The organism is Variovorax sp. AC103 (genome assembly GCF_979254005.1).
On sequence record NZ_CEEDFC010000013.1, the window covers coordinates 124391 to 149754 of the forward strand.

Below are 25364 nucleotides of genomic sequence, written 5' to 3' on the forward strand. Positions count from 1 at the left end.
GGAATCCGATAACTAGGTTCTCCGCTGAGCAAAACCTCTGTCGAAAGAGAATGTCGCTGGGGCCATGACGTCGGACGTGCGATCACGACAGTGGCGCGTCGAAGTTTGGGGTGTCAGTTGATTGCGACAGGCTTGGATGGCTGGCAATCGGCACTTGGACCGAGTGCAAGAGGAAGCAGAGTCCCGCTGCAGCACCTGCGTTCTGTCTCGCAGCGTTCATGTGCGTGGAAGTTTTCAGACTTGCTGCTGAAAAACATTGATCCACTGACCAGGGCCTGACCAAGTCACGAAACCGTCATTGGGTTTCTCTAGATTAAACATTTCCACGTATCTAGAAAGCTCTAAATGAAAAACCCGGCCGATCCCAAACAGATCGACTTCAACGACGAAGACTCCAACACGTCGCCCAACCCCACATTTGACTCGGTGCTCGCTACGCGGCTGAGCCGTCGAGGCCTTCTGCGCGGTGGCGTCGGCACGGCCGGCGCGGCCCTGCTGGGCGGCTTGGCCGTCGTGGGCTGTGGCGGCGGAAGCGACGGCGTCAGCTTCCCCGTGCTTCCTCCCGCGCCGGCGCCCGCTCCAGGACCCGCCCCCGCTCCGCAACCGCCAACTGAGAAGCTCCTTGGGTTCGGCGCAGTCGCAAAGAGCTTGGCCGACGTCGTTTCGGTCCCCACTGGCTACTCCTTCAGCGTCATCTACGCCTTGGGTGACCCGCTGACGAGCGGCACGCCTGCGTACAAGAACGACGGCACGGACACTGCCTTCGAAAACCGTGCGGGCGATCACCACGACGGCATGGAATGGTTCGGCCTGGATGCCAACGGGAAGCTCTCGCTCACGGCCACCGAGCGTGGCGTGCTGGCCGTCAATCATGAAGCGACGACCAATGAATCGCTGAGTTCGTTCTTCCTGCACGCGAATGGCGGAACCTCGACATTGCCGCGGCCTGCCGCGGAAGTGGACAAGGAAGTCGCCATCCACGGCATCTCGGTCGTGGAAGTCGCCAAGACATCGGGTAAGTGGGCAACCGTCGCCGGGTCCGACTTCAATTTCCGGTTGACCCCGCTGAGCGACATCGAGATCACGGGCCCCGCCCGTGGGAGCAGCCTGCTGGTCACCAAGTATTCGACCGACGGCACGCGCACGCGCGGCACATTGAACAACTGCGGCACAGGCAAGACGCCTTGGGGCACCTTCCTCACCGGCGAAGAGAACTGGTTCGGCTACTTCACGCGCGGCGCGGCGGACGATGCAGCGCGCGGAGACAAGAGCGTTGTGGCTCTCAAGCGATACGGCAGCTCCCAAGGCGGCGCTTCTCGGCACGGCTGGGAGAGCGCGGGCCCTGAGGACCGGTATGCACGCTGGAACATCAGCAAGACCGGCGCTTCGACCGATGGTAGCGATGACTACCGCAACGAGCTCAACGGCATGGGCTACATCGTCGAGGTGAATCCGCTCGACAAGACAAAGACCGCCCGCAAACGTACCGCATTGGGTCGATTCGCCCACGAGAGCGCCGCCTTCGGCAAGCCGACGGTGGGACAGCCGCTGGTCGTCTACATGGGCGACGATGCGCGCAACGAGTACATGTACAAGTTCGTGTCGACAGCGCTCTGGGCTGCGGCCGATGCGGATGCGACTGATCGCCTTGCCATTGGCGACAAGTACCTGAATGACGGCAAGCTGTACGCCGCGAAGTTCAATGCCGATGGAACCGGCACCTGGCTGGAACTCAGCTTCACCAACGCCATGGTTTCCGGCTATGCCGGCTATGCCTTCGCCAGCCAGGCCGATGTCGCCGTTCATTCGCGCATTGCAGGCGACGCGGTGGGTGCAACCAAGATGGACCGCCCGGAATGGGGTGGCGTGAATCCCGCCAATGGCGAGATCTACCAGACGTTGACCAACAACAGCAATCGCCGACTCGAGCCGAGCGGCTCATCCCAAGTGGCACTCGACGCTGCGAACCCGCGGGCCTACACGGACATGAAGGGCGCGACCTCGCAGCCTGGCAACCCGAACGGCCACCTGTTGCGCATGAAGGAAGGCAGCGCCGGCGGCTCGGCCACAACTTTCACCTGGGACATCTATCTCTTCGGCGCAGAAGCTGGCGCGGACAAGGGTCTGGTCAACATCTCCAGCCTGACGGCCGATCAGGATTTCTCGAGCCCGGACGGCCTGGTGTTCAGTCCTGCGACCGGTATCTGCTGGATCCAGACGGACGATGGTGCCTACACGGACGTCACGAACTGCATGATGCTGGCCGCGTTGCCTGGCAAGGTCGGTGATGGCGCTGCGAAGACCTTGAGCTACACGAAGGCAGACACCAGCAAGCTGGATGTATTGACCCAGGTCGGAAAGGCCCCGACCCCAGATACCCTGAAGCGCTTTCTGGTCGGACCGGTGGGATGCGAGCTCACTGGCTTTTGCGAGACGCCGGACGGGAAGGCGATTTTCGTGAACATCCAGCATCCGGGCGAGACCACAAGCCAAGCCAATCTTGCAGATCCAACGAAGTACACGAGTCGGTGGCCGAGCAACGCCGGCTATGGCGCCGGTTCGCGGCCGCGCTCGGCCACGATCGTGATCACGAAGAATGACGGCGGCCGCATAGGCACCTGAGTGATTCAGCACGGCACTTTGCAGTGCCGTTCAATTCAAGGGGCGCTGGCGGCATGTTGAGCGCCCCCTAACTCATTGGCAATGTGGTGATGACAGTGCGAGCATGCACCGCCAGGGGAGTTGAATCAGGCCCGCGCGACGCGCTTGCGGGCGGGCGCTCGGCGTTGCTGGACGACGTCTTCCACGCATTGCGGAAGTTCCAGTTCGCAGTTTTCCCCGGAGTCATCGCAGCAGTGCTCCACCAGAAAGGCGAGCAACTCGTTCATCTGCGCAAACTTCGCGCGGTAGTAAACGAACTTGCCTTCCTGCGTGCCTTGGATGAGACCGGCGTGAGCCAACTCCTTCATGTGGAACGACAGCGTCGCGTTAGGCAAAGCAAGCTCCTCACTGATCTTGCCAACAGACATGCCGCCGCTGCCTGCGACCACCAACAGGCGGAAGATGGCCAGTCGAGAAGACTGCGCCAAGGCAGCCAGGGCGACGACGGCGTTTTCTGAGTTCATGGAGCGTTTAGACGAGGCAGACTTTCCCATATGACAGGGTGATGAGGTGAGTATGGCCTGAGCATATGACAGTCTCGTTTCAAAAACGTCATCAGTCTGTCACGGTCACGCGCAAAGATACGATAAGTCTAGAAATCTAGATTTGTAGATCAATAGCCTCTTACGGGGCTCATTCCCCTTTCGCAGTGCTCTCCTACGACATCCCCAAAAGCGCGCTCATCGTTGCGAATGACTCCGAAGCTCTGGAATCGATCAGCGTGACATGTCGACGCGGGGGCTTCGATGTGTTGCGAGCACGCAATGCCGTAGATGCGACCCGATCGCTTGGACTTGGCTTGCCCAAGCTTGTCATCATCGACGTGCCCCGCGGTGGGCATGCCATGCTGGACTGGGGACGGAAGTTGCGCGATCACCCTAGAACTGCTCACCTGCCCATCTTGGCGACATGCAGGTATGGTGACGCCGACATGGTGGTGACCGCGCTCGACGCGGGTATGGACGACTATGTCTCAAGACCATTCTCTTCTGACGAACTGCTGGCGCGCATCCGAGCCGTTATCCGGTGTCGCGCCCCCGAATTGCTAGAAGAGGATGTGGTCTCAGGCCCGCTGAGCTTTCGCTCAGTACACCGTGAAGTCCTGGCAGTCGTGGAGGGGCGCGCCAAGAAAGTACCCGTCGGCCCGACCGAGTACCGCTTGCTCTACTTTCTTGTCACTCACCCCGAGACTGTGCACTCCCGCACTGAACTCCTGGACCGGCTGTGGCCGTCCGGCGCACGCATCGCCGCACGCACGGTCGACGTTCACATCCGGCGCCTGCGTGATTCCTTGGCGCCCTTTGGGTTGCGAGACGCTGTGGAAACCGTTCTCAAAAGCGGCTACCGATTCACCCTACAGAAGAATGGATAGATGGCTCGTGCAGCTCAGAAACAGTGATTGCGGTGTGGGCGTGTTCACCATCTCTCTTCGGGAGCTCTCAAGTCAGCCGGAGGTCGAGTCGCCTACCCATAGCGAGTAAGGCTGCGGCGATGGTGTCAATCTTTGTCGGATGATGCAGGTCGACAAGGCGCGTGACCTCTTGAGGGCGCGCGTTCATCAGCCGCGCCAGTTCTGCTGGACGTTTGCCTTGAGCAATCATTTCGTTCAGCAAAAGCACCTTTGCGGAAACGCTTACGGGCAGATCCACTGCGACCTGTCCTTTTTTCAGCGGAGAAGGCATTGGCACGGGCCGCCTGTCCTCGAAATAGAAGTCCATCGCGGTCGTCAAGGCATCAGCCGCCAGCTCAATCGCTTCGGCTCGTTCCTTGGCGCCGGTCACTGCTTCCGGAATATCTGGGAAGGTCACCAGGTAGCCATCGCCATCCCGCGTCACTCGTGCGGGGTAGCTAAACATGGGTCATCTCAATCTTTGATCGCGAGCTGCCGCAGGATCGCTTTACGCAGCCCGTCGCCCAACTCTTTGGCATGACGCGGTAGCGTCGTTTGTTTACCGTTGACGTAAATCTTGGTGTGCTTTGCACCCTCAACGAACTTGGCGCCTTTCGACGCAAGGAAGCGCTTGAACTCCGATGTTTTCATGTGTCCAACTAGGTTGATGAGCGCGTGAGGTCGCTCGATTTGCAGTTGCCATTTCTGTTTCCTTGATCAAGTTGAAGATTCAACGTATTGATGCCCTCAACCTCACTTGCAACGTCTATGTGCGCGCATGTTGTTCGGCGAAGGAGGCTTGCCGATGCTCCCTGTGTGGGGAGATCCGGCAAGCCCAAGGCCAGTATAAACAAAAATGTTGATCTGCGCGAGGGCATCACATGACCAACCGCGCTGTTGTGCTGCGCATCGAGCCGCGATGCGGCAAGATCTGTGCATGGGCCTCTTGAACTTTCTCGTAAATCTGATCGTCCCCGACCTTCGGCCAGAGCCAAGTCAAGCTGCTGCGCCCGCTGACGTCGATGGGAGCCCGCGCTGGGCGCCGCCGAAGCGCCCACCGGAACGTAAAGGTAAGCGCAAGACGGCAGAAGAATTGGAGACCGAACGTGCGAGCCTTGCCGCTCACATGCTGGAGCTCGCGCAAAAGCGAATTGCGAGGGACTTTCCGCGGGCGCAGGCCGCCGGAATCACCCACTATCGCTGGCGCTCTATGGGCGACAGTGGCGGTGCATGCCCCACATGCGTCAGCCGGGAGGGTAAGAAATTCCGTCTGGATCGACGCCCCTCTCATGGTCACCCGGGCGAGGCGTCTTGCGGTGAACGGGGGTACTGTCGTTGCTACCCCGAAATGATCGTTCCCGGGTTCGATTAACCCCTGCAGCCGAGATGTAGCCTGCCTGCCGACTCGGTTCCAGGGCCTTCACCAACAAGTGTTGTGCGCTGCTCTGCATTCGTGGCACGCGAGCAGCCTCTTGGGAAGACAAATATTGGAACTTTGAGCGCCCCGCACTTGCAGTTCAAGCTCCCGCCAGCGGCAGAAGCCTTTGTTCTGCCGGACAAGAAATGACCGACTTGGCTATATTCGTGGGCAGCCTGTCGCCGCTCAGGGCATGCTCTAGTCGATAGCTTTCATCTCAATAAGCCCCCGATGAGCACCTTGGCGTTCCAAGCCAGCTTCCTGCGGGAAGCACTGTGAGTTGCTCGTCCAGCGAACTAGTCGCGATCGAAAGAGGATTGACCCATGGCAGCGCGCAAACGTGACGAGTTCTCTGCAAAGACAAAAGGAGCGCTAGCTCAGCGAGCCAACTACAGGTGTTCATTTCCAGGGTGTCGCATACCGACCTCGGGCCCGAGCGACGAGTCACCAGAAGCGCACGTCAGCATCGGCGTTGCAGCGCATATACATGCCGCCGCGTCCGGCGGTCCTCGCTACGTGGCTGAGATGCTCCCCGAGGAACGCTCAGCCGTCACGAATGGCCTCTGGCTATGCCAAACACACGGCAGGTTGGTTGATGAGGACCGTACCCGCTTCCCGTCAGCCGTACTCAGGAGAATGAGAACAGACCACGAAGATACTGTGCGAGCCGAGATGGACGGTGCGGTTAGATCGACGGGCGACATGGATTTCATCGCGATTGGGCCCGACCTGGTGCTCATCGGTGAACTTGTCGGGGCAAAAAATGGAACATGGGACGTTCGCATCGGGCATTTTCTCATCGGCGATCTCGGAGCTTTGATCGAATTCAATGAGCGCTTCGATCGTATCGCGCCGACGGATCGCTTCGTGCTTGTAAACGCATTGGGGGAAGGTCGGCAACTCGCCGCCGCCGCCACTTGGCAGAAGAGTGCCGCCGGCGTCATGCTCTCACTCAAGGTGCATCCGAGCACGCCGCGCACCAACGCGCACGAACTTCCCGCAGGCATTGCGACCAATGACGCCAATGACATCTTCCTAACCAATGGCGATCTCGCTTTTGCCTCTGGACTTGAATCGCTTCCGCAGAAGATCAAGATGTGTCTTTCCACGCTACGCGGCGAGATGCCTTTCCACCCCACCTTCGGCACGAGGATCAAAGAGTATTTTGATCTCTTTCGAGATTCACCGTGGCTGCCTCATCTGGTGAAGCTCGAAGTGATTCGCATGGCCTGCGTGCCAATCGATGACCCCATCACTGGATCCGCATACACGGCGCTGCGAAGCGTATCTCGCGTCCGGAGCATTGAGCAACTTTCGTCTGCCCAGGAGAACTGGATTCCCTTCCGTCTGCAGCTCGACATTGAGGGTGTCGGCCCTTGGCAGTGCGATCTGCCCATCTTCATACCGCTTGGTGAGCAATAGCCTCACGACCACTTCGAACTGGGCACGGCAAGACCTCCCTCACTCGCTTTCTTCAAGGTTAGCTGCGACCGTCATCCTTGGTCGGCGCCGCTGCCAAGGCTAGTTTGGTGCGCCACTGTGTTCTGTACGTGTTCGCCTGCCTCTCTGCACTCCTAGAACGCGAGCGGCCTCTTGGGAAGAGAAATACGGGGACCTCGAGCACCGCCCACTAACGAGCTTCTCGACCGAGCTACGTCGCGAAAGCCCATCGCGTTGCGAATGAACTGGGCGCGGAGGTTGAGCTTTTGACGTAGCCAAGCGCGACTTTTGTTGCGATCATCTCAGAGCTATTCGAAGGAATCGCCATCGGCGCGCGCCAGCCTGGTCGTCTGCGTTGCAGCGGCGCTTTTCCCCTTGACGATTACTTGATTTGCTTCACCCAGTAAGCCTCGATCTGCTGAACCAGTGGGGTCGGCAGCGGAACATAGTCAAACTTCTGTGCGTCGGCCTGGCCGCTTTCAAGGGCCCACTTGAAGAAGCTCAAGGCCTCCTTGCTGGCAGGCGCATTCTTCGGGTCTTTGTACATCAGCACGAAGGTGGTCGCTGCGATGGGCCACGAGTCTTTGCCCGGAGCGTCGGTGATGACCTCGTAGAAATCCTCAGCCTTCCATTCGGCGCTTGCCGCAGCAGCTTGGAACGATGCCGCGCTCGGATCCACGAACATGCCGGCCTTGTTCTTGACCTGCGCATACTTCATCTTGTGCTTCACGGCGTACGACAGCTCTACATACCCGATGGCGCCTTTCGTGGCGTTGACATAGGTGGCCACGCCCTCGTTGCCCTTGCCGGCCATCCCGGCGGGCCACTGGACAACGGTGTCACTGCCGACTTTGGTCTTCCATTCGTCACTGGCCTTCGATAGGTAGTTCACCCAGTTGAAAGTGGTGCCCGAACTGTCCGAGCGATGGACCACTGTGATCTTCTGATCCGGCAGCACCACCCCTGGATTGAGCGCGGCAATCGCAGGGTCGTTCCACTTGGTCACCTTGCCGAGGTAGATGTCGGCAAGGACTGCGCCCGTGAACTTCAAGGGCGTCGGTGTTGAGACGTCGACGTTGACCACCGGCACCACACCGCCTACAACCAGCGGGAACTGGGCCAGGCCGCTCTTGCTCAGCTCATCCGGCGGGAGTGGCTTGTCCGACGCGCCGAAGGTGACCATGCCGGCCTTGATCTGAGCGATGCCACCGCCTGACCCGATCGACTGGTAGTTCACCCTTGCGCCAGTTTGATCGTGGTACGTGGCCGCCCACTTGGAGAGGATCGGGAAAACGAACGTGGATCCCGCCCCCATGACGTCTGCAGCGTGCGCGGTCACCGCCGCGAAGGCCAGCACGCCAGCCGCGGCGCGCACCAGGCCGGACGCGATCCGCCCCTTCTTGCCGCTGCTGCACAGTGCTCTCGATCCGATGGCGGTCTGCCGCGGTTGTTGAAAGTCAGGCATGGCTGCCTCTCCTTATTTCTATATTGCTGGGTATGTAGAACCCAAGTTTGTCCGTCGACCATGACGTATCTGTGACAACGCGCGGTGCTTTGAGGGCAGGCGCGAGCCTTCTCACCCGACATTCACCCGCCTCGCGCCGACGGCGCGATTCGTCAGAACACCGAACTCGGCGCTGATCCCGTGGGATCGCTTTCAGGCGAGGCAGCGGCCTATCTGGGGCGCGAAGGATGATTTTCTCAACGTCGCTGCAAACCTCTTGGGTTGTCACTTCGCTGTCATAAACGCTCAACAGAATGCGGTCAACAGTTCTACAAATCTAGACACATAGGAATCTAGTTATGTGGATCTAAGTGGTGCTTCGCACGGAGCGTCACTTCACCAACGTTTTGGCGCGCAACGGGGAATCCCTGCGAACCGAACGGCCAGTCACCGTTGCCTTTCCATCAGGAGCCTCTCGACCATGACCACTCCCACGCTTTTCCGTTCTCCGATCCGCGCTGCCGCTGCCGGCATCATCATTGCGTTCGCCTCGGTTGCTTCGCACGCCGCCGAAATTACCGGTGCCGGATCCACGTTCGTGTATCCGATACTGTCCAAATGGTCGGCGAGCTACAACGCCAAGAAGGGCACCAAGATCAACTACCAGTCGATCGGGTCCGGCGGTGGCATCGCCCAGATCAAAGCCGGGACCGTGACCTTTGGCGCTTCGGACAAACCGCTGCCCCCCGAGGAACTCGCGGCCGCAGGCCTCGCTCAGTTCCCGGTGGTGATCGGCGGTGTTGTGCCCGTTGTGAACATCGAAGATGCGAAACCTGGCGACATGCGCTTCACGGGACCTCTGCTGGCCGACATCTTTCTCGGCAAGGTGACCAAGTGGAACGACCCCGCGATTGCAGCCCTGAATCCCAAGATGAAGCTGCCCGACCAGAAGATCACGGTGGTGCACCGCTCCGACGGCTCGGGTACGACCTTCAACTGGGTGAACTATCTCTCGAAGGTCAGCGACGAGTGGAAGACCAAAGTCGGTGAAGGCACATCGGTGAACTGGCCGGCCGGCGTCGGTGGCAAGGGCAACGAAGGCGTGGCAGCGTATGTGAACCAGATCAAGGGTTCGATCGGCTACGTCGAGCTGGCCTACGCGATGCAGAACAAGATGAAGTACACCGAGGTGAAGAACAAGGCTGGCGTATTCGTCGACCCCACCCTCGAAACCTTCCAGGCCGCAGCGGCTGGCGCGGACTGGTCGGCACCTGACTTCTTCGAAGTCATCACCGACGCCGCCGGCAAGGACTCCTGGCCCATCACCGCGTCGGTTTTCGTGATGATGTACAAGCAGCCGAAGGACGCAGCGCAGTCGAAGGAGGCGCTCGAATTCTTCAAGTGGGCACTGCAGGACGGCCAGGCCGACGCGAAATCGCTGGACTACGTCTCGCTGCCAGCCACGCTGGTCAAACAGATCGAGGCGTACTGGGCCAAGAACATCAAGTAACGACAGTCCGAGAGGTCAGAGGTGGCATTGCAGCCACCGCCTGATCTCCCCCTCCGGAGTTCTTGTATGTCTCAAACCCAGACTTTGCCTGTGAGCACCACCGTGCCTAGAGTGCGAACCGCGCGCGATGAACAGCGTGACGCACGCAATGATCGTCTCTTCCGCTATGGCGTGTTCGGCTGCGCGATGTTCGTTCTGGTCGCGCTCCTCGGCGCGGCGTTGTCGATGCTGTGGGGCGGCAAAGAAGCCTTCGCCACCTTCGGATGGTCCTTCATCTGGAGCTCCGACTGGGACGCCGTGCAGAAGAAGTTCGGCGCCCTGGTGCCCATCTACGGCACGCTGGTGACGGCAGCCATCGCGATGCTGATCGCGGTGCCGGTGAGCTTCGGCATCGCGCTTTTCCTCACCGAGATCGCGCCCACCCGCATCCGTCAGCCTGTGGCCGCAGCGGTCGAACTGCTTGCTGGCATCCCCTCGATCATCTACGGCATGTGGGGGCTCTTTGTGTTCGTTCCCTTCATGGCCAACCATGTCAGCCCGTGGCTGGACGAACACGTCGGGCCGCTGCCCCTCATCGGACCGCTGTTCCAGGGGCCTCCGATCGGCCTGGGCATGCTCACCGCCGGCATCGTGCTAAGCATCATGGTCATCCCGTTCGTCTCGTCAGTGATGCGGGAGGTGTTCATGACCGTCCCAGCACAGCTGAAGGAATCGGCATACGCCGTCGGCAACACGACGTGGGAAGTGGTCTGGGACATCGTCCTGCCGTACACGCGCTCTGCGGTCGTCGGTGGGATCTTCCTAGGCTTGGGGCGCGCATTGGGCGAGACGATGGCGGTGACTTTCGTGCTGGGCAATGCCCACCTGTTGTCCGCCTCTCTTCTCGAACCGGGCAATTCAATCGCCGCCACCATCGCCAACGAGTTCACCGAGGCGGATTCGTCCGTCTACCTGTCGTCGCTGATTGCACTGGGCTTCCTGCTCTTCATCGTCACATTCATCGTGCTGGCGATCGCGCGCCTGATGCTCAGCCAGCTCGCCCGGCGCGGAGGGACATCGTCATGAGCAGCTGGGCCCGACGGCAACTCATGGACTACGTCGCCAAGGCGCTCGCCGTTGGCGCGACGCTCTTCGGTCTTTTCTGGCTCGCATGGATCCTCTGGACCACTGTGAGCAACGGTCTGCCTGCGCTGAAGTGGGAGCTGTTCACCCAGATGACGCCGCCGCCGGGTCAGGATGGCGGCCTGCTCAACGCCTTTGCCGGCAGCATCATCATGAGCGGCCTCGCCGTTCTGATCGCAACTCCGATCGGCATTGCAGCCGGCACCTACCTCGCCGAATACGCCCGTCACACCAAACTGGGCGCGACCATCCGCTTCGTCAACGACATTCTGCTGTCGGCGCCATCGATCGTGATCGGGCTCTTTGTCTACGAGTTGATGGTTCGGCAGATGGGGCATTTCTCTGCGCTGGCCGGTGCCGTGGCACTCTCGTTCATCGTCTTGCCTGTGGTGGTGAGAACCACCGATGAGATGCTGCAGTTGGTTCCATCGACGATGCGAGAGGCAGCGCTGGCACTGGGCATCCCGCAGTGGAAGGTCATTCGCCAGGTGCTGTACCGGGCGGCCTTGTCCGGGATCATCACGGGCGTGCTGCTCGCAATCGCGCGCATCTCCGGGGAGACCGCACCGCTGCTCTTCACGGCGCTGAACAACCAGTACTGGACGAACGACTTGACGCAGCCTATGGCCAACGTGCCGGTCGTGATCTTCCAATACGCACTCAGCCCCTACGAGTTCTGGCATTCGCTCGCCTGGGCCGGCGCCTTCGTGGTGACGATCCTGGTCCTCGTGCTGGGACTGGTATCACGCGGCCTTCTGCTTTCCAGGAAAAACCATGATTGAAACCACCGCGACGCGCGTGAGCGCGCATCGACCGACCTTCCAGCAGCCGACCTCGCCAGCGAAGATCGAGACGCGCAATCTGAATTTCTTCTACGGCGACTCGCATGCCGTCAAAGACGTCAATCTGACGCTTCGTGAAAAGCGCGTCACCGCGCTGATCGGGCCTTCGGGCTGCGGCAAGTCCACGCTGCTCAGAATCTTCAACCGTATCTATGCGGTCTACCCCAAGCAACGTGCCGAGGGCGAGGTGCTGCTCGACGGGAAGAACATCCTGTCGAAGGACTATTCGATCAACCGGCTTCGCACGAAAGTCGGCATGGTCTTCCAGAAGCCCGTGCCTTTTCCGATGTCGATCTACGACAACGTTGCCTACGCCATCCGCCACTACGAGAGCCTGTCGCGTGTGGACATGGATCAGCGAGTGGAAGAAGCGCTGCGCGCAGGCGCGATCTGGGATGAGGTGAAGGACAAGCTCAAGCAAAGTGCCCTCGGCCTGTCCGGTGGTCAGCAGCAACGGCTTTGCATCGCTCGCGCTGTCGCCTTGAAGCCGGAAGTGCTGTTGCTCGACGAACCGACGTCGGCACTCGACCCCTTGTCGACCGCCAAGATCGAGCAGCTGATCGATGAACTCAAGACGCGGTATACGTTGCTCATCGTGACGCACAACATGCAGCAGGCCGCGCGGGTTTCGGACTTCACCGGCTTCATGTTCCTCGGGGAGATGGTCGAGTACGGCGCCACCGACGAACTGTTCTTCAAGCCAGCAAAGAAGCAGACCGAGGACTATGTCACCGGCCGCTTCGGTTGATGCACTCACCTTCAGAGTCAACATGAACACTCCTCACATTGTCAAAGCATTCGATCTCGAGCTCAACACTCTGACCAGCAGCATCGGGGCAATGGGCGACTTCGCGGGCAGTCAGTTCACCGATGCAGTTCAGGCTCTGTTGCACGGCGACCGGGTGCTGGCCGAGCGCGTGATCGAGCAGGACCGACAGGTCGATGCGCTTCGTCGCGACCTGTCGGCTTCAGCGGCCATGGTGATTGCCAAGCGGCAGCCGCTCGCCGGCGACCTGGACGAGGTGCTTGCGGACTTCAGGATCGTCGAAGACCTGGAGCGCATTGGCGATCTTGCGAAGAACATCGCCAAGCGCGCCATCGCGATCACCGGCACCCAGTTTCCCGAAGATCTGGTGCAAAGTCTGGAGCGGCTTTCCGAACTCGCTTCGCAGCAGCTGAGCAACGCACTGCAGACGTTTCTGGCGCGGGATGCCGAACAGGCGATGGTGGTGCGCGAGCAGGATGAGGCAATCGACGAGCTGCACACGGTGGTGTTTCGCGATCTGGTCTCGCGCATGGGCGCCGACCCGTCGCAAGTGATCGGCTTCGTGCATCTGCTGTTCTGTGCAAAGAACATCGAGCGCATCGGCGATCACGCAACCCATATCGCCGAAGCCGCATACGTCACAGTGACGGGCCACCGCCCTGAAGCGGAACGCCGCCGGCTCGATCAGAGCAGTTCGGTCAAGAGCGCAGAACCCGCAGAGGGAAGCTGATCGGGCCTTGCCGCCGTAGTACCGCGGGCCCTGTCAGCCAGGGAACTCCACGCCGGAGTACGACAGCACCCCCATCAGGACGCCGGTGACGGCCAGAAAGCTCACCCACAGCAGCCATTCCCGGCCGCTGCGGCGGCTGACCAGCCACATGACGAGCACTCCCGCACAAATGCATCCGAAGTAGAGCGAAAGAGCGAAGAGCCTATCAAGCATATTTCGACACCTCCGGATTCATGGAGTCGATTCCGGAGGCTACTTCATCTTGAGAATCCACGTCACGAGTGCTTTCACGTCAGCATCCGACACTTGGGAATTCGGTGGCATGGGGACTGAACCCCAAACGCCGGAGCCACCTTTTTTGACCTTGGCAATGAGCTTGTCGGTAGCGTCCTTGTCGCCTGCGTATTTCGCAGCGATGTCCTTGAAAGCTGGGCCTACGACTTTGTGGTCCTTGGCATGGCACGCCGTGCAACTGTTCTTGGCTGCGAGTGCGTCACTCGCCTGTGCCAATGGAGAGACAAGAATCAACGCCGCGGCGGCAGATGCGAAAGAAATGGCTGAGCGAAACAAAGGAATCTCCTGTTGTGAAGTGAGGTGATGTCATGCGCCGAGGACGCGCAGCACAGAGCCTGCTCCTGGACGCTGGCGTGGGGGTTTGGCCTGGCTTTCAGTGCCGATCGCGATGAAGCAAATCGCCTGCTCATGCGGTTCCAGGCCGAAGAGGGATCGCACTGCGGGGGCATCGAGTGAACGGCCACTGGCCAGACCGCTCTCGTACCCCAACGCCGTCGCACTGAGCAAGACGTTCTGGATGGCACAACCCAGTGAGATGAGACGCTCGTGCGTTGGAATGCCGCTCGTGCAGATGTCGACATGGGCGACGGCAAGCAGCAGGCACGGTGCGCGTTCTGCCTTCTCTGCCGCCGTGGCAAGTTGCGCTTGCGTTGCGCCAGGATCGCGTTCGAGCAACGCGCTGACGAATGCCTTTCCAAGCAGCGACCGTTGCGACGCCGGAATCAGAACAAAGTGCCACGGCGTCAGGAGCCCATGGTCCGGAGCGGTAACGGCCGCTTCCATCAGCCGCTCCAAGGCCGCGGGATCTGGCCCTGGTTCGACCAGGCGCCTTGCAGAGACGTTGTGCCGTGCAGCAAGGACCGACGCCAACTCGGCGCCGACGTCGCTGGCGTGCCAGGGCAGCATCGTGGGCGGAGGGGCGTCGCCTGCCTTGACGCGCTGGCCATGCGGGGTTGTCATGCGAAATGCCGGTCCTTGAACGAGACCGTCGCCTTGTAATCGGCCAAGGTCCCGACGCGGCGGATGCTGGCCCATGCCCCCTTGTAGTACGGGATCACATTGCGGTCGGTCCAGTCGCTGGTGACGTGGCCGGCCGTCCCGTTGAAGTACCCGAAGAGCATGAACGTCTGCCCTTGCTTGATGGACTTCGTCGGATAGACCATCGCGTAGGTGCTGCCGTAGTCGTTGAAGACCTCGACCACGTCGCCGGCGCCGACACCCGACGCCTTGGCGTCGTCAGGATTCATCTCCAGGTACGCCATCGGATAGCGCCCCTTGACCTGCTCGTTGTACTGGTCGTGGTACGCGGTCTGCCAGACTTCGTTGGCTCGGCCATTGTTGATCCAGAACTTGTGCTTCTCCTTCTGGGCCGCCACCGGTTTGGGAAGGCCGTTCCACGGAGCCGGTTTGAAGGCAGCCTTGCCGTCCTTGGTGTCGAACTTGCCATCGGCGTAGATCATTTCCGTGCCGATCAGCTTGCCGTCCTTGACCTCCTTGATCGGAAGCTGCACGCCGTTATTGCCCGCTTTCCGAAGCAATTCGTAGGTGGCCAGGTAACCCGTGTCACCGCCCTGGCTGTCGATGGGGCCCACGCCAGGCCTGCCGGCCTGCCTGAAGCCGTCGTTAAAGGCATCTTCCTCTGTCTTCCAATCGAAGCCTTCGAACTGCGCGGCCATCTTCGTGTTGCCGGCCTGCGTGTAGAGCGTCTTCAGCGTGTTGGCGATGTCGGCGGCGATCAGACAGTCCGGCCGGGCGGAACCGGGCGGGTCCATGAAGCGTTCGGACAGGCGCAGCCGACGCTCTCCGTTCATTGATGTCAGGTTCATCTCGCCCGGATGGGCGGCCGGCAGCAGCAACTGGGCCGCCTCGGCCAGCTTGGTGGGGTACAGGTTGATGCCGACGACGAACAACCCGCCCTTGTTCTTGCAGGCGTCGTAGATGACGTCGACCATGGCGGCCACATCGGCACCGCGCGCCTTGACCATCGCCTCGCGCACGATGTTGGCCCGGCGGGTCAGGATCGCGCGGTGTTGCTCCGCGTTGTTGGTCGTCTGGAACGGGTTGGTGCCCCAGATTGTGTACATCAGGCCGCGACCCTGGATGGCCTCCTGGTCGATGTAGATCTTCTTGTCGCCGGGGTACGGCGGACGTGTGTAGCCCTCCTGGTGACCACCCATGCGGACCACTCCGGTGCCGCGGCGCCCCACGTTCTGCGTGGAGATGACGAGGCTCACCAGCGCGCTCTGGATGACGTAGTTGTCGTTGCCCCAGATGATCCCTTTCTCGTAGGGATGCATGGTGCGCGGGCGATGCCCCGACGCCTTTGGCTTGTAGGCCCATTCGGCCGCCTGCTTGATCTTGTCGACGGACAAGCCGGTGATCTTGGCGCCGTCTTCGAGGGACATGCGGTTGGTCTTCACCGCGTCGTCGAAGCCCGACGTGTGCTGGGCGATGAAGGTCTTGTCGTGCCAACCCTGGTCAACGACGTAGGTGAACAGCGTGTTGAACAGCGCCGTGTCTGTGCCTGGCTGCAGGTCCAGGTGCAGCACGTTCTCTTTGCCTGCAACCTGTTCCGCGATGGCGATCGTGGAAGAGCGGCGCGGATCCACCACGATGAGCTTGGCGGCGGCCGTGGTCTCTCCCGGGAACCACTTTTTCTTCTTGTCGGTGGTTCCACCCGAGAGATTGGGCACCCAGTGATTCAGGAAGTAGTTCGTCTGGGTTTCGTAGGGGTTGCAACCCGTGGCCAGGATGCAATCCGCAACCTCGGCATCTTCGTAGCTGTTGTTGAGTTCGCCAATGCCCATCTCGCGCGTGGCGTGGCATTCGGAGTTGTAGGCCGGGCGGTTGTGGATGCGCACCATGGGCGTCTTCAACGCCGAGAACATCAGCTTGCCGGTGCCCCAGGTGTTCTCGAAACCACCGCCAGCACCTCCGTGGTCGAAGCAGTCGAACATCACACCGGAGGGACCGTCGGTGTCGAGGATCTTCTTGGTCACGCCGGCGTAGATGGCCAGCGCTTCGCTCCAGTTCGTATCGAGCCACTCGCTGCCCCGGAAGATGCGCGGTGTCTTCAGGCGCTCCTTGCCGATGCCGTCGGCCGAATACATGTACGAACCCATCTTCCCGCCGCGCGTGGAAGACAGGCCGCTGTTGACCACGCACTCCTTGTCCGGCACCACCATGATGTTCCAGCGCTTGCCCGAGCGATCGGTGATCGTGTTCGTCATGGCTGGCGTCATCGTGATCGCCATCGGTGGCAACTGTTTGCGGAAGTCCATTCCCAGCGCGTTGTCGCCGGGGGCGCGGCCGCCTTCGCGGTTCGCATCCCACTTGTAGACGTGATACCCGCAACCGACGATGCAGAAGTGGCACGTCATGTTGGTCTTCTGGGCATCCTTGGTGGGCAGCGCGATGCGGTCCCGAATGTTGGTGGTCATGGCCTTGCTCCCTTACAGCACGTTGGACTGGCGGCCGTACAGCAGCCCGTTAATGGCGACGGCCTGCAGGCTGTCGCTGCGCTCGTCGTACTCCAGCAGCACTTGCGGCAGATCCTCCGTCGCCTGCCCGCAGACCATCTGGCCGCTGTTCTCGGGGTCGAACACCGAAAAGTGGCAACCGCACTTGAACGTCCGGGTGCCGGCGTCGTACGCGACCGGGCAGCCCATGTGCGTGCACATGCCGCTGTACGCCACGATGTCCTGGTTGGGGCCGACGCCGCCCGGCACCGGCGAACCCATGCGGATGGCGTAGCAAGGCGAGCTGGAGTCCGGGTAGCTGAAGCTGACGGCCTGGTTGACCGGCATCGCGCTGGCCTTGCCGACCGCGCGGCGCGGATAGTTGAGGGTCGTGGCGCCCGGCGCGGGCTGTGCTGCGGGCTGCGCGCCATGCGCAGCCGTCAAGGTCGAGGACGCCAGCGCGGCCGCGCCGCCGCCGCTGGTCAGCATGAAGATCCGTCGACTGACTTTCGGGTTTTCCATCGTGTCTCCGTTGTTTGGGGCAAGCGTTCTCTGTCCGCAAGACAGGTGCCAACGGAGCTTTTCAATGTTTTCAACGACTTAGAACGAGGTCGCATCGGGAATGTCCGGATCACGTAACGTCTTTTCGGCGAGTAAGTTACGAACTCGTAACACCCACGATCCCAGACATGCAACGAAGAACGCTGCTTCAGGCGCTGCCGGCGTTGGCCGGCTGGAGCGCCGCCAACACCGCCGAGCGGCCGCGTATCCGCATCGGCTTGACTGCGGTGATCCTCGCTGACCAGGTCGCGTTTCTTTCGCGCTGGGGCAGCTACCTGTCCAGCCGGACCGGGGTGTCCGTGACCTTCTCCGCACGCGAGTCCTACCAGGAGATCCTGGACCTGCTGTTCGGCGGCCAGCTCGACGCTGCTTGGATCTGCGGCTATCCCTACGTGCTTCAGCAGGCGCGCCTCGAACTGCTGGCCGTGCCAATCTACGAGGACAAGCCTCTCTACCGCTCCTACCTCATCCGGCCCGCAGGCAAGAGCAATGGCATCGAGGGCTGGTCCGATTTGAAGGGCCGTGTGCTCGCGTACTCGGACCCTCTGTCCAACTCGGGGTGGTTGGTCCCTCAGGCGCAACTGCGCAGCGTGGGTCTTCTCCCCCGTGATTTGCGTCGCGGCTTCTTCGCCCACGGCCACCGCAACGTTGCGGAAGCCGTGGCCGCCCGATTGGCCGATGCCGGGTGCATCGACGGCTATGTGTGGGAGACGATGCGGCGCCAGAAGATGATCGCGGCCGAGCGAACCGAGGTCGTCTGGCGGTCCGAACCGTATGGCTTTCCGCCGTTGGTGGTGCGCAAGGGAGCGCTCGGCGAGTTGACGCAGCAGCTACGCTCTTCATTGCTGTCCATGAGCCAGGATGCGGAAGGCCGGGCCCTGCTGCAAGCGCTCAACCTCGATGGTTTCGCGCAGGAGCCGAACAGCATCTTCGCTTCGATCGAGAAGCTGGCGGCCGAACAAGAACGCGTGAGCTGACGCCATGCTCGGCCGCTTGCCTTACCGCTTCCAGATCCCCTTCGGGCTGGTGCTGGCTGTTGTGGTGTCGGCGCTGCTGGTATCGGCCGTTGCAGCCCAGATCTCAGCGCGTTCGGTGCGGCAGGAAATTCTGTCGACGGTCAGGCAGTCCATGGTCCTGCTGAGTGCGCAGGCGCGGCCGTTGCTGGCATCCGAGGACACCTGGCGCGCTTTCACGCTACTGCGCGATACGGCGGCCTTGCTTCCGGGTGCCGAGCATGGACAGACACGGGGTGCGATCCTGGATGCAAAGGGCCGCTTCTTGGCAGGTTCCGATCCCTCACGGCTTGCCACCGGTGAACAGGCCCTTGGCCTTCAGACTGGAGCCAGGGTCACGCCCCCCGCCCAAGACATTCGAGGTCACGTGGAGTTGCCGGACCAGGCCGGAGATCTGACGCTGATCGAGCCTATCCAGAGTGAAGACGGCGAGGTGCTCGGATTCGTCTACGTGGAGGTCGACGCACCAGTGTTTGCGCCCGATTGGGTTGCGGTTGCCCAACCAGCACTCATCGGCGCCATGCTCGCAGCCGCGCTGCTCGTGCCAGCCGGCTGGTGGCTCGGAGAGCGCATGGGTCGCCCGATCGCCCGCATCGCCGATTGCATTGCCCGGATCGGCAACACGAGCGCCGCGCAACTGCAGACTGAGGTGCCCGAAGCCAAGGACCCGGAGCTCAATCGAATCGGCAACGCTGTGCGACGCCTGCTCTCGGAACTCGAAGTCAGGCAAGCGGCGGAGCAGCGCGCGTTGTCAGCGGAACGTCTCGCCGCTGTAGGTCGCATCACTGCGGCAGTCGCGCACGAGATCAACAATCCGCTGGCTGGCTTGCTCACGGCAGCCCAGACGTTGCGCATTCATGGCGCGTCTGAGGACGCGCGCCTGCGAAGCATCGATCTCATTGATCGTGGCCTGAAGCAGATCCAGACGATGACGGCCGCGCTGCTGCCGCAGGCCCGCGTCGAGGACCGGGCATTGCAACCGGGAGACGTGAACGATGTCATCACGCTGGTCCAGCCTGAAGCGGTCCGACTGGGCGTCCACCTGACGCTCGAGATGGAGATCGCATCCGCCTTTCGCGTTCCCTCGGCCGTGGTGAGACAGGTGCTGCTCAACCTGCTGCTGAACGCCATCAAGGCCGCCGGCAGTGGCGGCTTGGCGCATGCCGCAGTGCACGCCGATGCCCAAGCCGTGAAAGTCACCGTCAGCAACAGCGGCTCGCAATTGACGGCCGATGCGCTCGAAGCCCGATTGGCGTCGGAAGGCGGCAATGACCCGCGCGGCTTCGGCCTCTGGATCTGCCGTGAAATCGCGAACCGCTTCAGCGGTGACTTTGGCCTGCTGCACTCCCCCACCGCGGCGACTGAATTGTGTTTTTGGATCCCCAACCTGGAAGCAAATGAGCAAGTCACTCCTACTCGTTGAAGACGATCCGATCATGGGCGAGTCCCTGCAGCAGCGCTTCGAACTGGAGGGCTTCCAGGTGGTCTGGTGCCGCCGGCTGGCCGAAGCCGCCGGACGCATGGAAGATCCATGGGCCGCGGTCATCAGTGACGTGCGCCTGCCGGATGGATTGGCCACCGAATGGTTCGCGGGTCTGTCGTCACAGATTCGTTCCGTGCCATGGTTTTTCCTGACGGGTTACGGCAGCGTCAACGATGCCGTCGCGGCGATTCGCTCGGGAGCGCGTGAGTACCTGACCAAACCCTTCGAGATCGAGCGCTTGGTTACGCTCATCCACTCCGCAACGTCGTCAAGCCGGGCGTCGAATGACGAGGCAGTGCTCGGCGTTTCGAGCGCCATGCGCAAGATCGAAGAGATGATCCGCAAGGTGGCGGGTCAGCGATCATCCGTCCTGCTGACAGGCGAATCCGGGGTCGGCAAGGAAGTAGCGGCGCAGTTTGTCCATAGTCTCGACCCGCGCGGTGCCCAGGGCGAGTTCATCGCCGTCAACTGCGCTGCCGTTCCCGAAAACATGATGGAGGCCGAGTTCTTCGGCTATGAGAAAGGCGCCTTCACAGGTGCACAACGGGCCCACAAGGGCTATCTCGAGAGAGCCCACGGTGGCACGTTGTTCCTCGACGAGGTCGGTGACCTACCGCACCAGATGCAGGCGAAGCTCCTGCGTGCGCTGCAAGAGCGGTGCTTTTTTCGACTGGGGTCTGAGCGCACGACGCGCAGCGACTTCCGTGTGATCGCCGCGACCAATCGGGATCTCTACGCCGACATGCTGGCAGGGTCGTTTCGCGAAGATCTCTTCTACCGGCTGGCCGTAATCAACCTGTGGCTACCGCCGCTGCGCGAGAGACCGGAGGACATCCGTTGGCTTGCCGAGCGAATGCTGTCGCAGTTGACAGAGGAGCATGGCAGGCCTATAGCGGTTTCGGAGCCATTCATGCGTGACGTGCTCGGGCGCACGTGGAAGGGAAACGCAAGGCAACTGCGCTCTTACCTTGAGCAGGCGGTCGTGCTGAGCGACCAAGGCATCGTCGATCTTCCGTTGGAAGATCGACGCTTGATCACAAACGAACTGTCGGGTGAATCGAGCGACGAGTTCGTGCCTCTGCAGGCGATGATCGAGGAAACCGAGCGGCTCCACATTCAGCGCGCGCTTGAGCGAACCGGGGGCAGCGTTTCCAAGACTGCCGAACTGCTCGGCATCAGCCGCAAGACGCTTTGGGAAAAAATGAAGCGCCTCAAGATGAGGACAGTCGAGGTCGAACTCAGCCATACCGAGGGCGAGCACTGATCTCCCGAGATCCACGGAAACGGCCGCGCCGAATTGCTCGGTTTTAGAACCTATGATCGTCGTCGACTTGAAACCTTGGAAGGGGCAAGGCAAGTGGTCGAATGCTGGCATGACGGGAAGCGCAACGAAAAATACTGGAGGCACTATGCGTATCGAGAAAGCCGAGATCACGAACTTTCGCCTGCTCGAGAAGGTGGAGATCTCGTTCGAAGCCGTCTCTACAGTGATCGTGGGCCGAAACAACAGCGGGAAGACGTCCCTTACTGAGGTGTTCGACCGCTTGATTGGTGACAAGGTCGGTCAATTCAAACTTGAAGATTTTTCGGCCAGCACAAGGCCAATGTTTCTCGCCGCCAAGAAGCTCCGCGAGGATGGCGCGGAGGCTAAAGCGGTCTTAGCGGCGCTTCCGGTCATATCGGTCACCTTGACGCTCAGCTATGAAGCAGGCGCCACAGATTTTGGGCCGCTCTCGGATTTTGTTATTGATCTTGACGTCAATTGCACTAAGGCAATGCTCCGAGTCGACTACCGGGCGAGCTTGGCGACGCTAGCGGTCCTGTTCGATATTCCCGTGCTGGTCGGCGACGAGGATGGAGTGGCACATTTCTTCCGCAGTCTTCGAGAAACGGTGCCCAAAGCGTACTCATTGCATCCTGTCGCCATCGATCCTACGGATGCAGCGAATGAACGCGCACTAGAGCTCAAGCACGTTGCGGCGCTTTTTCAGTATGGTTTCGTAGGTGCGCAGCGTGCGCTGGACCAAGCCAAAAAAGGCGATCCCTATGTGTTGGGAAAGCTTCTAGAAACGTTGTTTCAAACCGCATCGACCGCTACTGCAGCTCCTGGCGATCGAACCATCGCAGCCGATCTAAAGCTTGCGGTCGAAACTGTGGAAAAGCAGATCCAGAGCGGGTTCAATGAGAAGCTCAAGGGTCTCCTGCCGACTTTCGACAAATTTGGCTATCCGGGCCTCAGCGATCCGCACTTGAGGACCGAGACTGCCCTGGATGTTGGCAGCCTGCTGTCCGAGCACACCAAGGTCTTCTATACAGGCACACACGGTGTACACCTGCCCGAAGGATACAACGGTCTCGGCACTCGGAACCTGATCTACATCCTTCTTCAACTGATGACCTTTCACAAGGCATATCGGGCACGCCCCACGCTCCCTGGGATCCACTTGGTCTTCATCGAAGAGCCCGAAGCACATCTCCACCCGCAAATGCAGGAAGTCTTCATCAAGCAGTTGACCGATGCTATTGCAACCTTCTCGGAGGGCTACCCCGGCGGGCCGCCCTGGCAGGTTCAGTTCGTGGTCTCGACTCATTCGCCGCACCTGGCAAACGCTGCAAGCTTCGACTCGATCAGATACTTCTTGACCAAACCGGCCGATGACGGCCTCACGCGACACACTCAAGTCAAAGATTTCAGGAAGGGCCTGGACACCATACAGCCAGCCGATCGGAAGTTTCTTCATCAGTACATGACGCTGACGAAATGCGACCTCTATTTCGCGGACAAGACGATCGTGATCGAAGGGACGACGGAACGCCTGCTGATACCCCGGATCTGTCAGATCGTGGACAAGGATCTACCTGCCGCATCAAAGCTCGCGAAACAGTACATCACCGTATTGGAGGTCAGCGGCGCGCATGCCAGTATTTTTGAGCCCTTGCTCGACTTCCTGGAGCTGAGAACTCTCATCATTACTGATCTAGACGTGGTCAAGCTGAATGACAACAAGCCAGCACGGTGGGTGAAGTGTCCGTACTCTAAAGGAGTTCGAACCAACAACATGACAATCAAAAATTGGTTCGACGTGGCTGAAGGAGAGCAGATTTCAGTCGAGCAACTTAAGGAAAAATCGCCTGCCGAAAAAACAAAAGGTAGTCGGAGGATCGCCTATCAAATCCATGAAGCAGGCTCTGCGTTCTGTGCCAGAAGCTACGAGGATGCGCTCATCCTCGCCAACCCAGATCACTTTCAACTTGCAGCTGGTACACATTGGGGCGATACGGCTTGGCTGTTGGCACAAGACATGCCCAAAACCGAGACAGCCTTGCGTTTCGCAATCGAGGTGGCCGAGTGGAATGTGCCTCTCTACATTCGAGAGGGTCTGATCTGGCTGTCTGAGCCACCAGAACCCGCACCGCTGCCGCCGCTGGAAGCTGAAATGGTCGATCCCAATGCCTGATGTAGCACTCAATCCTGCTGAAGCCGCCGCAGCCGCTGCGCAGCTTAAGGTAAACGCCTGCATTGATGCAGGGCAGAACTTCCGCCTTGAAGCCGGGGCGGGCGCGGGAAAAACCTACTCACTTGTGACCAGCCTGAAGCGGCTGATCGCGGAGCGCGGTACCGCCTATATCCAGAAAGGGAAAAAGGTCGCATGCATCACATATACGAAGGTCGCGCGAGACGAGATCCTCAAGGAGATTGACCAACATCCCGCCATTGCAGTCGACACGATCCATGCGTTCTGCTGGAGCGTTATGTCTCGCTTCCAGGTTCAGCTCAGGGCACTGATACCGCAGATCGAACGCAACGCCGCCAAGGTCGCGGACGCAGGAGGGCTTGGCAATCGCCGGGTTGAGTACAGCCTAGGTTTTTTCGGAATCGACGAAGACAAGGTGACGCTCTATCACGACGATGTGCCCGAGCTCATGGCAAAGCTGATGGATTTTCCCAAGTTCAGGCAGCAGCTTGCAAGTGCGTATCCCGTCCTGTTCATCGACGAGTACCAAGATACCGATGAGCATTTCGCTTCCGCCATCGCCAAGCACTTCCTCGAAGACGGAACGGGCCCGCTTGTCGGTCTGTTTGGTGATCATTGGCAAACAATCTACAGGGACGACTTCGAGCTGACCGCGTATCCGAACATCGAGGGTATCGACAAGGGGGCAAACTTCCGATCCGTGCCAGCCGTGGTCGATGTTCTGAACAGGCTGAGGCCTGAACTCGCTCAAGCGGTCAAAGATCCACACGCGCCTGGTGAAGCGAGGGCATTCCACACGAACGCTTATGCGGGCGAGCGGACCAACGATCGAAACTCCAAGCACGATCTGCTCCCAGCATCTGCGCGAGATCACCTGGCTGCGCTTAGGGCCCGTCTGGAACAGGACGGATGGAATTTTTCACCCGACGCGACCAAGATACTCATGCTGACCCACAACGCTCTCGCCGAAGAGCAAGGGTATCCGACCATTGTTGAAGTCTTCAGGGAACGCAAAGAGGCTTTCGCCAAGAAGGAAGACAAGACCATCGAGTTCTTTGCCGATGTGCTCGAGCCGATGTGCCTCGCTTACGAAAATGGGCGATACGGTGACATGTTTCGGATTCTTGGCCGACCCCAACAGATCAAGAGCCACGCTGACAAAGCGACATGGCAGCAGAACATGGCGGTATTAAAAAATCTTCGGGATACCGGAACCGTCGGAGATGTGTTGGACCATCTCAAGGCAACGCGACGACCGTCGCTCCCCGATCCGGTTTCGCGCAGAGAGGCGGAACTTGCTGCGCTTGTTCTGGAGGACGGCCAGGAAGAGCCTTCCTACCTTCGGAGGCACCGCGGCTTGAGAGCAGTCCCGTATCAGGAGATCGCGAAGCTTACGAAATTCATTGAAGGTTCAACTCCATTCGCCACGCAGCATAGTGTCAAAGGGGCAGAATTTGAGAATGTGCTCGTCGTTCTCGGCGGCGGTTGGAATCACTACAACTGGCCGCAAATGCTTGAACTGATGCAGACGAGTGCGCTTACCGCCAAAAATAGAAATGGCTTCTTTAGGGCGAGAAATCTTTTCTACGTCGGCTTGTCTAGGCCGAAGAAGCGACTGGCCGTACTGCTAACACAGACGCTCCCGGACGATGCCTTGTCGACGTTGGACAAGCTCTTTGGAGCGCATGCTGTCCATTCACTCACGCTTTGAAAACCGATCGCCGCCGTGCTCGAAGGGCACGGCGAGCATTGCGCCT

Annotated in this window: 21 protein-coding genes; 13 read left to right on the forward strand and 8 right to left on the reverse strand. The window is 60.4% G+C overall.

The features are described from left to right. The first annotated feature begins 345 nt into the window (after window positions 1-345). On the forward strand, window positions 346-2622 hold the full coding sequence (locus AC0IYU_RS19770; RefSeq protein WP_472120300.1) for a PhoX family protein: 2277 nt from the start codon (window positions 346-348) through the stop codon (window positions 2620-2622). Window positions 2623-2747: 125 nt separating this feature from the next. On the opposite strand, the gene AC0IYU_RS19775 is transcribed toward AC0IYU_RS19770, so the two are convergent. Beyond that, on the reverse strand, window positions 2748-3125 hold the full coding sequence (locus AC0IYU_RS19775) for an ArsR/SmtB family transcription factor (protein ID WP_472120302.1): 378 nt from the start codon (window positions 3123-3125) through the stop codon (window positions 2748-2750). A gap of 185 nt (window positions 3126-3310) precedes the next feature. On the opposite strand from AC0IYU_RS19775, the gene AC0IYU_RS19780 reads away from it, so the two are divergent. Next, entirely contained in the window at window positions 3311-4033 is a 723-nt protein-coding gene (locus AC0IYU_RS19780; protein ID WP_472120304.1) for a winged helix-turn-helix domain-containing protein, read from the forward strand. Between the two features lie 67 nt (window positions 4034-4100). Here AC0IYU_RS19780 and AC0IYU_RS19785 read toward each other — a convergent pair whose 3' ends face one another. Continuing rightward, window positions 4101-4517, reverse strand: a complete 417-nt coding sequence (locus AC0IYU_RS19785; RefSeq protein WP_472120306.1) for a type II toxin-antitoxin system HicB family antitoxin — start codon at window positions 4515-4517, stop codon at window positions 4101-4103. Window positions 4518-4525: 8 nt separating this feature from the next. Further along, window positions 4526-4702 carry a type II toxin-antitoxin system HicA family toxin gene (locus AC0IYU_RS19790; protein WP_472120308.1) on the reverse strand — a complete coding sequence of 59 codons (177 nt, stop codon included), beginning with the start codon at window positions 4700-4702 and terminating at the stop codon, window positions 4526-4528. A 1468-nt stretch (window positions 4703-6170) separates the two neighbouring features. On the opposite strand from AC0IYU_RS19790, the gene AC0IYU_RS19795 reads away from it, so the two are divergent. Further along, window positions 6171-6890: a hypothetical protein gene (locus tag AC0IYU_RS19795; protein WP_472120310.1), complete on the forward strand. Its 720-nt coding sequence runs from the start codon at window positions 6171-6173 to the stop codon at window positions 6888-6890. 400 nt (window positions 6891-7290) lie between these two features. Here AC0IYU_RS19795 and pstS (AC0IYU_RS19800) read toward each other — a convergent pair whose 3' ends face one another. Then, entirely contained in the window at window positions 7291-8373 is a 1083-nt protein-coding gene (pstS, locus tag AC0IYU_RS19800) for a phosphate ABC transporter substrate-binding protein PstS (RefSeq protein ID WP_472120312.1), read from the reverse strand. A gap of 460 nt (window positions 8374-8833) precedes the next feature. Here pstS (AC0IYU_RS19800) and pstS (AC0IYU_RS19805) point away from each other — a divergent pair, with 460 nt between their 5' ends. From pstS (AC0IYU_RS19805) to phoU, 5 genes are all read left to right on the forward strand, one after another. After that, on the forward strand, window positions 8834-9862 hold the full coding sequence (gene pstS / locus AC0IYU_RS19805; RefSeq protein ID WP_472120314.1) for a phosphate ABC transporter substrate-binding protein PstS: 1029 nt from the start codon (window positions 8834-8836) through the stop codon (window positions 9860-9862). Window positions 9863-9928: 66 nt separating this feature from the next. Continuing rightward, window positions 9929-10927 (forward strand): phosphate ABC transporter permease subunit PstC, encoded by a 999-nt coding sequence (gene pstC, locus AC0IYU_RS19810; protein WP_472120315.1) that lies wholly within the window; start codon window positions 9929-9931, stop codon window positions 10925-10927. Continuing rightward, window positions 10924-11766 (forward strand): phosphate ABC transporter permease PstA, encoded by an 843-nt coding sequence (gene pstA, locus AC0IYU_RS19815; RefSeq protein WP_472120316.1) that lies wholly within the window; start codon window positions 10924-10926, stop codon window positions 11764-11766. The genes pstC and pstA overlap by 4 nt, the downstream gene beginning before the upstream one ends. Beyond that, window positions 11759-12574, forward strand: coding sequence for a phosphate ABC transporter ATP-binding protein PstB (gene pstB, locus AC0IYU_RS19820; protein WP_472120318.1), 816 nt, complete (start codon window positions 11759-11761; stop codon window positions 12572-12574). The genes pstA and pstB overlap by 8 nt, the downstream gene beginning before the upstream one ends. A gap of 22 nt (window positions 12575-12596) precedes the next feature. Then, window positions 12597-13322, forward strand: coding sequence for a phosphate signaling complex protein PhoU (phoU, locus tag AC0IYU_RS19825; RefSeq protein WP_472120320.1), 726 nt, complete (start codon window positions 12597-12599; stop codon window positions 13320-13322). 252 nt (window positions 13323-13574) lie between these two features. Here phoU and AC0IYU_RS19830 read toward each other — a convergent pair whose 3' ends face one another. Genes AC0IYU_RS19830 through AC0IYU_RS19845 form a run of 4 tightly spaced genes read right to left on the reverse strand, consistent with a single transcriptional unit; the run spans window position 13575 to window position 17596 of the window. Beyond that, the gene (locus AC0IYU_RS19830; protein ID WP_472120322.1) at window positions 13575-13892 is read right to left on the reverse strand and encodes a c-type cytochrome; all 318 of its coding nucleotides are present in this window, start codon (window positions 13890-13892) and stop codon (window positions 13575-13577) included. Between the two features lie 30 nt (window positions 13893-13922). Then, entirely contained in the window at window positions 13923-14576 is a 654-nt protein-coding gene (locus AC0IYU_RS19835; protein WP_472120324.1) for a nitroreductase family protein, read from the reverse strand. Next, window positions 14573-17056, reverse strand: coding sequence for an arsenate reductase (azurin) large subunit (locus tag AC0IYU_RS19840; protein WP_472120326.1), 2484 nt, complete (start codon window positions 17054-17056; stop codon window positions 14573-14575). Before AC0IYU_RS19840 ends, AC0IYU_RS19835 begins: the two co-directional genes overlap by 4 nt. 12 nt (window positions 17057-17068) lie before the next feature. Continuing rightward, window positions 17069-17596 carry an arsenate reductase (azurin) small subunit gene (locus tag AC0IYU_RS19845; protein WP_472120327.1) on the reverse strand — a complete coding sequence of 176 codons (528 nt, stop codon included), beginning with the start codon at window positions 17594-17596 and terminating at the stop codon, window positions 17069-17071. A 167-nt stretch (window positions 17597-17763) separates the two neighbouring features. Between AC0IYU_RS19845 and AC0IYU_RS19850 the strand changes: the two genes are divergently transcribed. Genes AC0IYU_RS19850 through AC0IYU_RS19870 form a run of 5 tightly spaced genes read left to right on the forward strand, consistent with a single transcriptional unit; the run spans window position 17764 to window position 25318 of the window. Next, window positions 17764-18612, forward strand: coding sequence for a substrate-binding domain-containing protein (locus tag AC0IYU_RS19850; RefSeq protein WP_472120328.1), 849 nt, complete (start codon window positions 17764-17766; stop codon window positions 18610-18612). A 4-nt stretch (window positions 18613-18616) separates the two neighbouring features. Next, entirely contained in the window at window positions 18617-20071 is a 1455-nt protein-coding gene (locus tag AC0IYU_RS19855) for a sensor histidine kinase (protein ID WP_472120330.1), read from the forward strand. After that, entirely contained in the window at window positions 20046-21395 is a 1350-nt protein-coding gene (locus AC0IYU_RS19860) for a sigma-54-dependent transcriptional regulator (RefSeq protein ID WP_472120331.1), read from the forward strand. Before AC0IYU_RS19855 ends, AC0IYU_RS19860 begins: the two co-directional genes overlap by 26 nt. Before the next feature lie 52 nt (window positions 21396-21447). Continuing rightward, on the forward strand, window positions 21448-23589 hold the full coding sequence (locus tag AC0IYU_RS19865) for an ATP-dependent nuclease (RefSeq protein ID WP_472120333.1): 2142 nt from the start codon (window positions 21448-21450) through the stop codon (window positions 23587-23589). Continuing rightward, window positions 23582-25318 carry a UvrD-helicase domain-containing protein gene (locus AC0IYU_RS19870; RefSeq protein WP_472120335.1) on the forward strand — a complete coding sequence of 579 codons (1737 nt, stop codon included), beginning with the start codon at window positions 23582-23584 and terminating at the stop codon, window positions 25316-25318. Before AC0IYU_RS19865 ends, AC0IYU_RS19870 begins: the two co-directional genes overlap by 8 nt. The last annotated feature ends 46 nt before the right edge of the window (window positions 25319-25364 follow it).

Coding starts and splice junctions, on each gene's coding strand:
- AC0IYU_RS19770 (WP_472120300.1), top strand. CDS start 346: ATGAAAAACCCGGCCGATCCCAAACAGATCGACTTCAACGACGAAGAC.
- AC0IYU_RS19775 (WP_472120302.1), bottom strand. CDS start 3,125: ATGAACTCAGAAAACGCCGTCGTCGCCCTGGCTGCCTTGGCGCAGTCT.
- AC0IYU_RS19785 (WP_472120306.1), bottom strand. CDS start 4,517: ATGTTTAGCTACCCCGCACGAGTGACGCGGGATGGCGATGGCTACCTG.
- AC0IYU_RS19790 (WP_472120308.1), bottom strand. CDS start 4,702: ATGAAAACATCGGAGTTCAAGCGCTTCCTTGCGTCGAAAGGCGCCAAG.
- AC0IYU_RS19795 (WP_472120310.1), top strand. CDS start 6,171: ATGGATTTCATCGCGATTGGGCCCGACCTGGTGCTCATCGGTGAACTT.
- pstS (WP_472120312.1), bottom strand. CDS start 8,373: ATGCCTGACTTTCAACAACCGCGGCAGACCGCCATCGGATCGAGAGCA.
- pstS (WP_472120314.1), top strand. CDS start 8,834: ATGACCACTCCCACGCTTTTCCGTTCTCCGATCCGCGCTGCCGCTGCC.
- pstC (WP_472120315.1), top strand. CDS start 9,929: ATGTCTCAAACCCAGACTTTGCCTGTGAGCACCACCGTGCCTAGAGTG.
- pstA (WP_472120316.1), top strand. CDS start 10,924: ATGAGCAGCTGGGCCCGACGGCAACTCATGGACTACGTCGCCAAGGCG.
- pstB (WP_472120318.1), top strand. CDS start 11,759: ATGATTGAAACCACCGCGACGCGCGTGAGCGCGCATCGACCGACCTTC.
- phoU (WP_472120320.1), top strand. CDS start 12,597: ATGAACACTCCTCACATTGTCAAAGCATTCGATCTCGAGCTCAACACT.
- AC0IYU_RS19835 (WP_472120324.1), bottom strand. CDS start 14,576: ATGACAACCCCGCATGGCCAGCGCGTCAAGGCAGGCGACGCCCCTCCG.
- AC0IYU_RS19840 (WP_472120326.1), bottom strand. CDS start 17,056: ATGACCACCAACATTCGGGACCGCATCGCGCTGCCCACCAAGGATGCC.
- AC0IYU_RS19845 (WP_472120327.1), bottom strand. CDS start 17,596: ATGGAAAACCCGAAAGTCAGTCGACGGATCTTCATGCTGACCAGCGGC.
- AC0IYU_RS19850 (WP_472120328.1), top strand. CDS start 17,764: ATGCAACGAAGAACGCTGCTTCAGGCGCTGCCGGCGTTGGCCGGCTGG.
- AC0IYU_RS19855 (WP_472120330.1), top strand. CDS start 18,617: ATGCTCGGCCGCTTGCCTTACCGCTTCCAGATCCCCTTCGGGCTGGTG.
- AC0IYU_RS19860 (WP_472120331.1), top strand. CDS start 20,046: ATGAGCAAGTCACTCCTACTCGTTGAAGACGATCCGATCATGGGCGAG.
- AC0IYU_RS19865 (WP_472120333.1), top strand. CDS start 21,448: ATGATCGTCGTCGACTTGAAACCTTGGAAGGGGCAAGGCAAGTGGTCG.
- AC0IYU_RS19870 (WP_472120335.1), top strand. CDS start 23,582: ATGCCTGATGTAGCACTCAATCCTGCTGAAGCCGCCGCAGCCGCTGCG.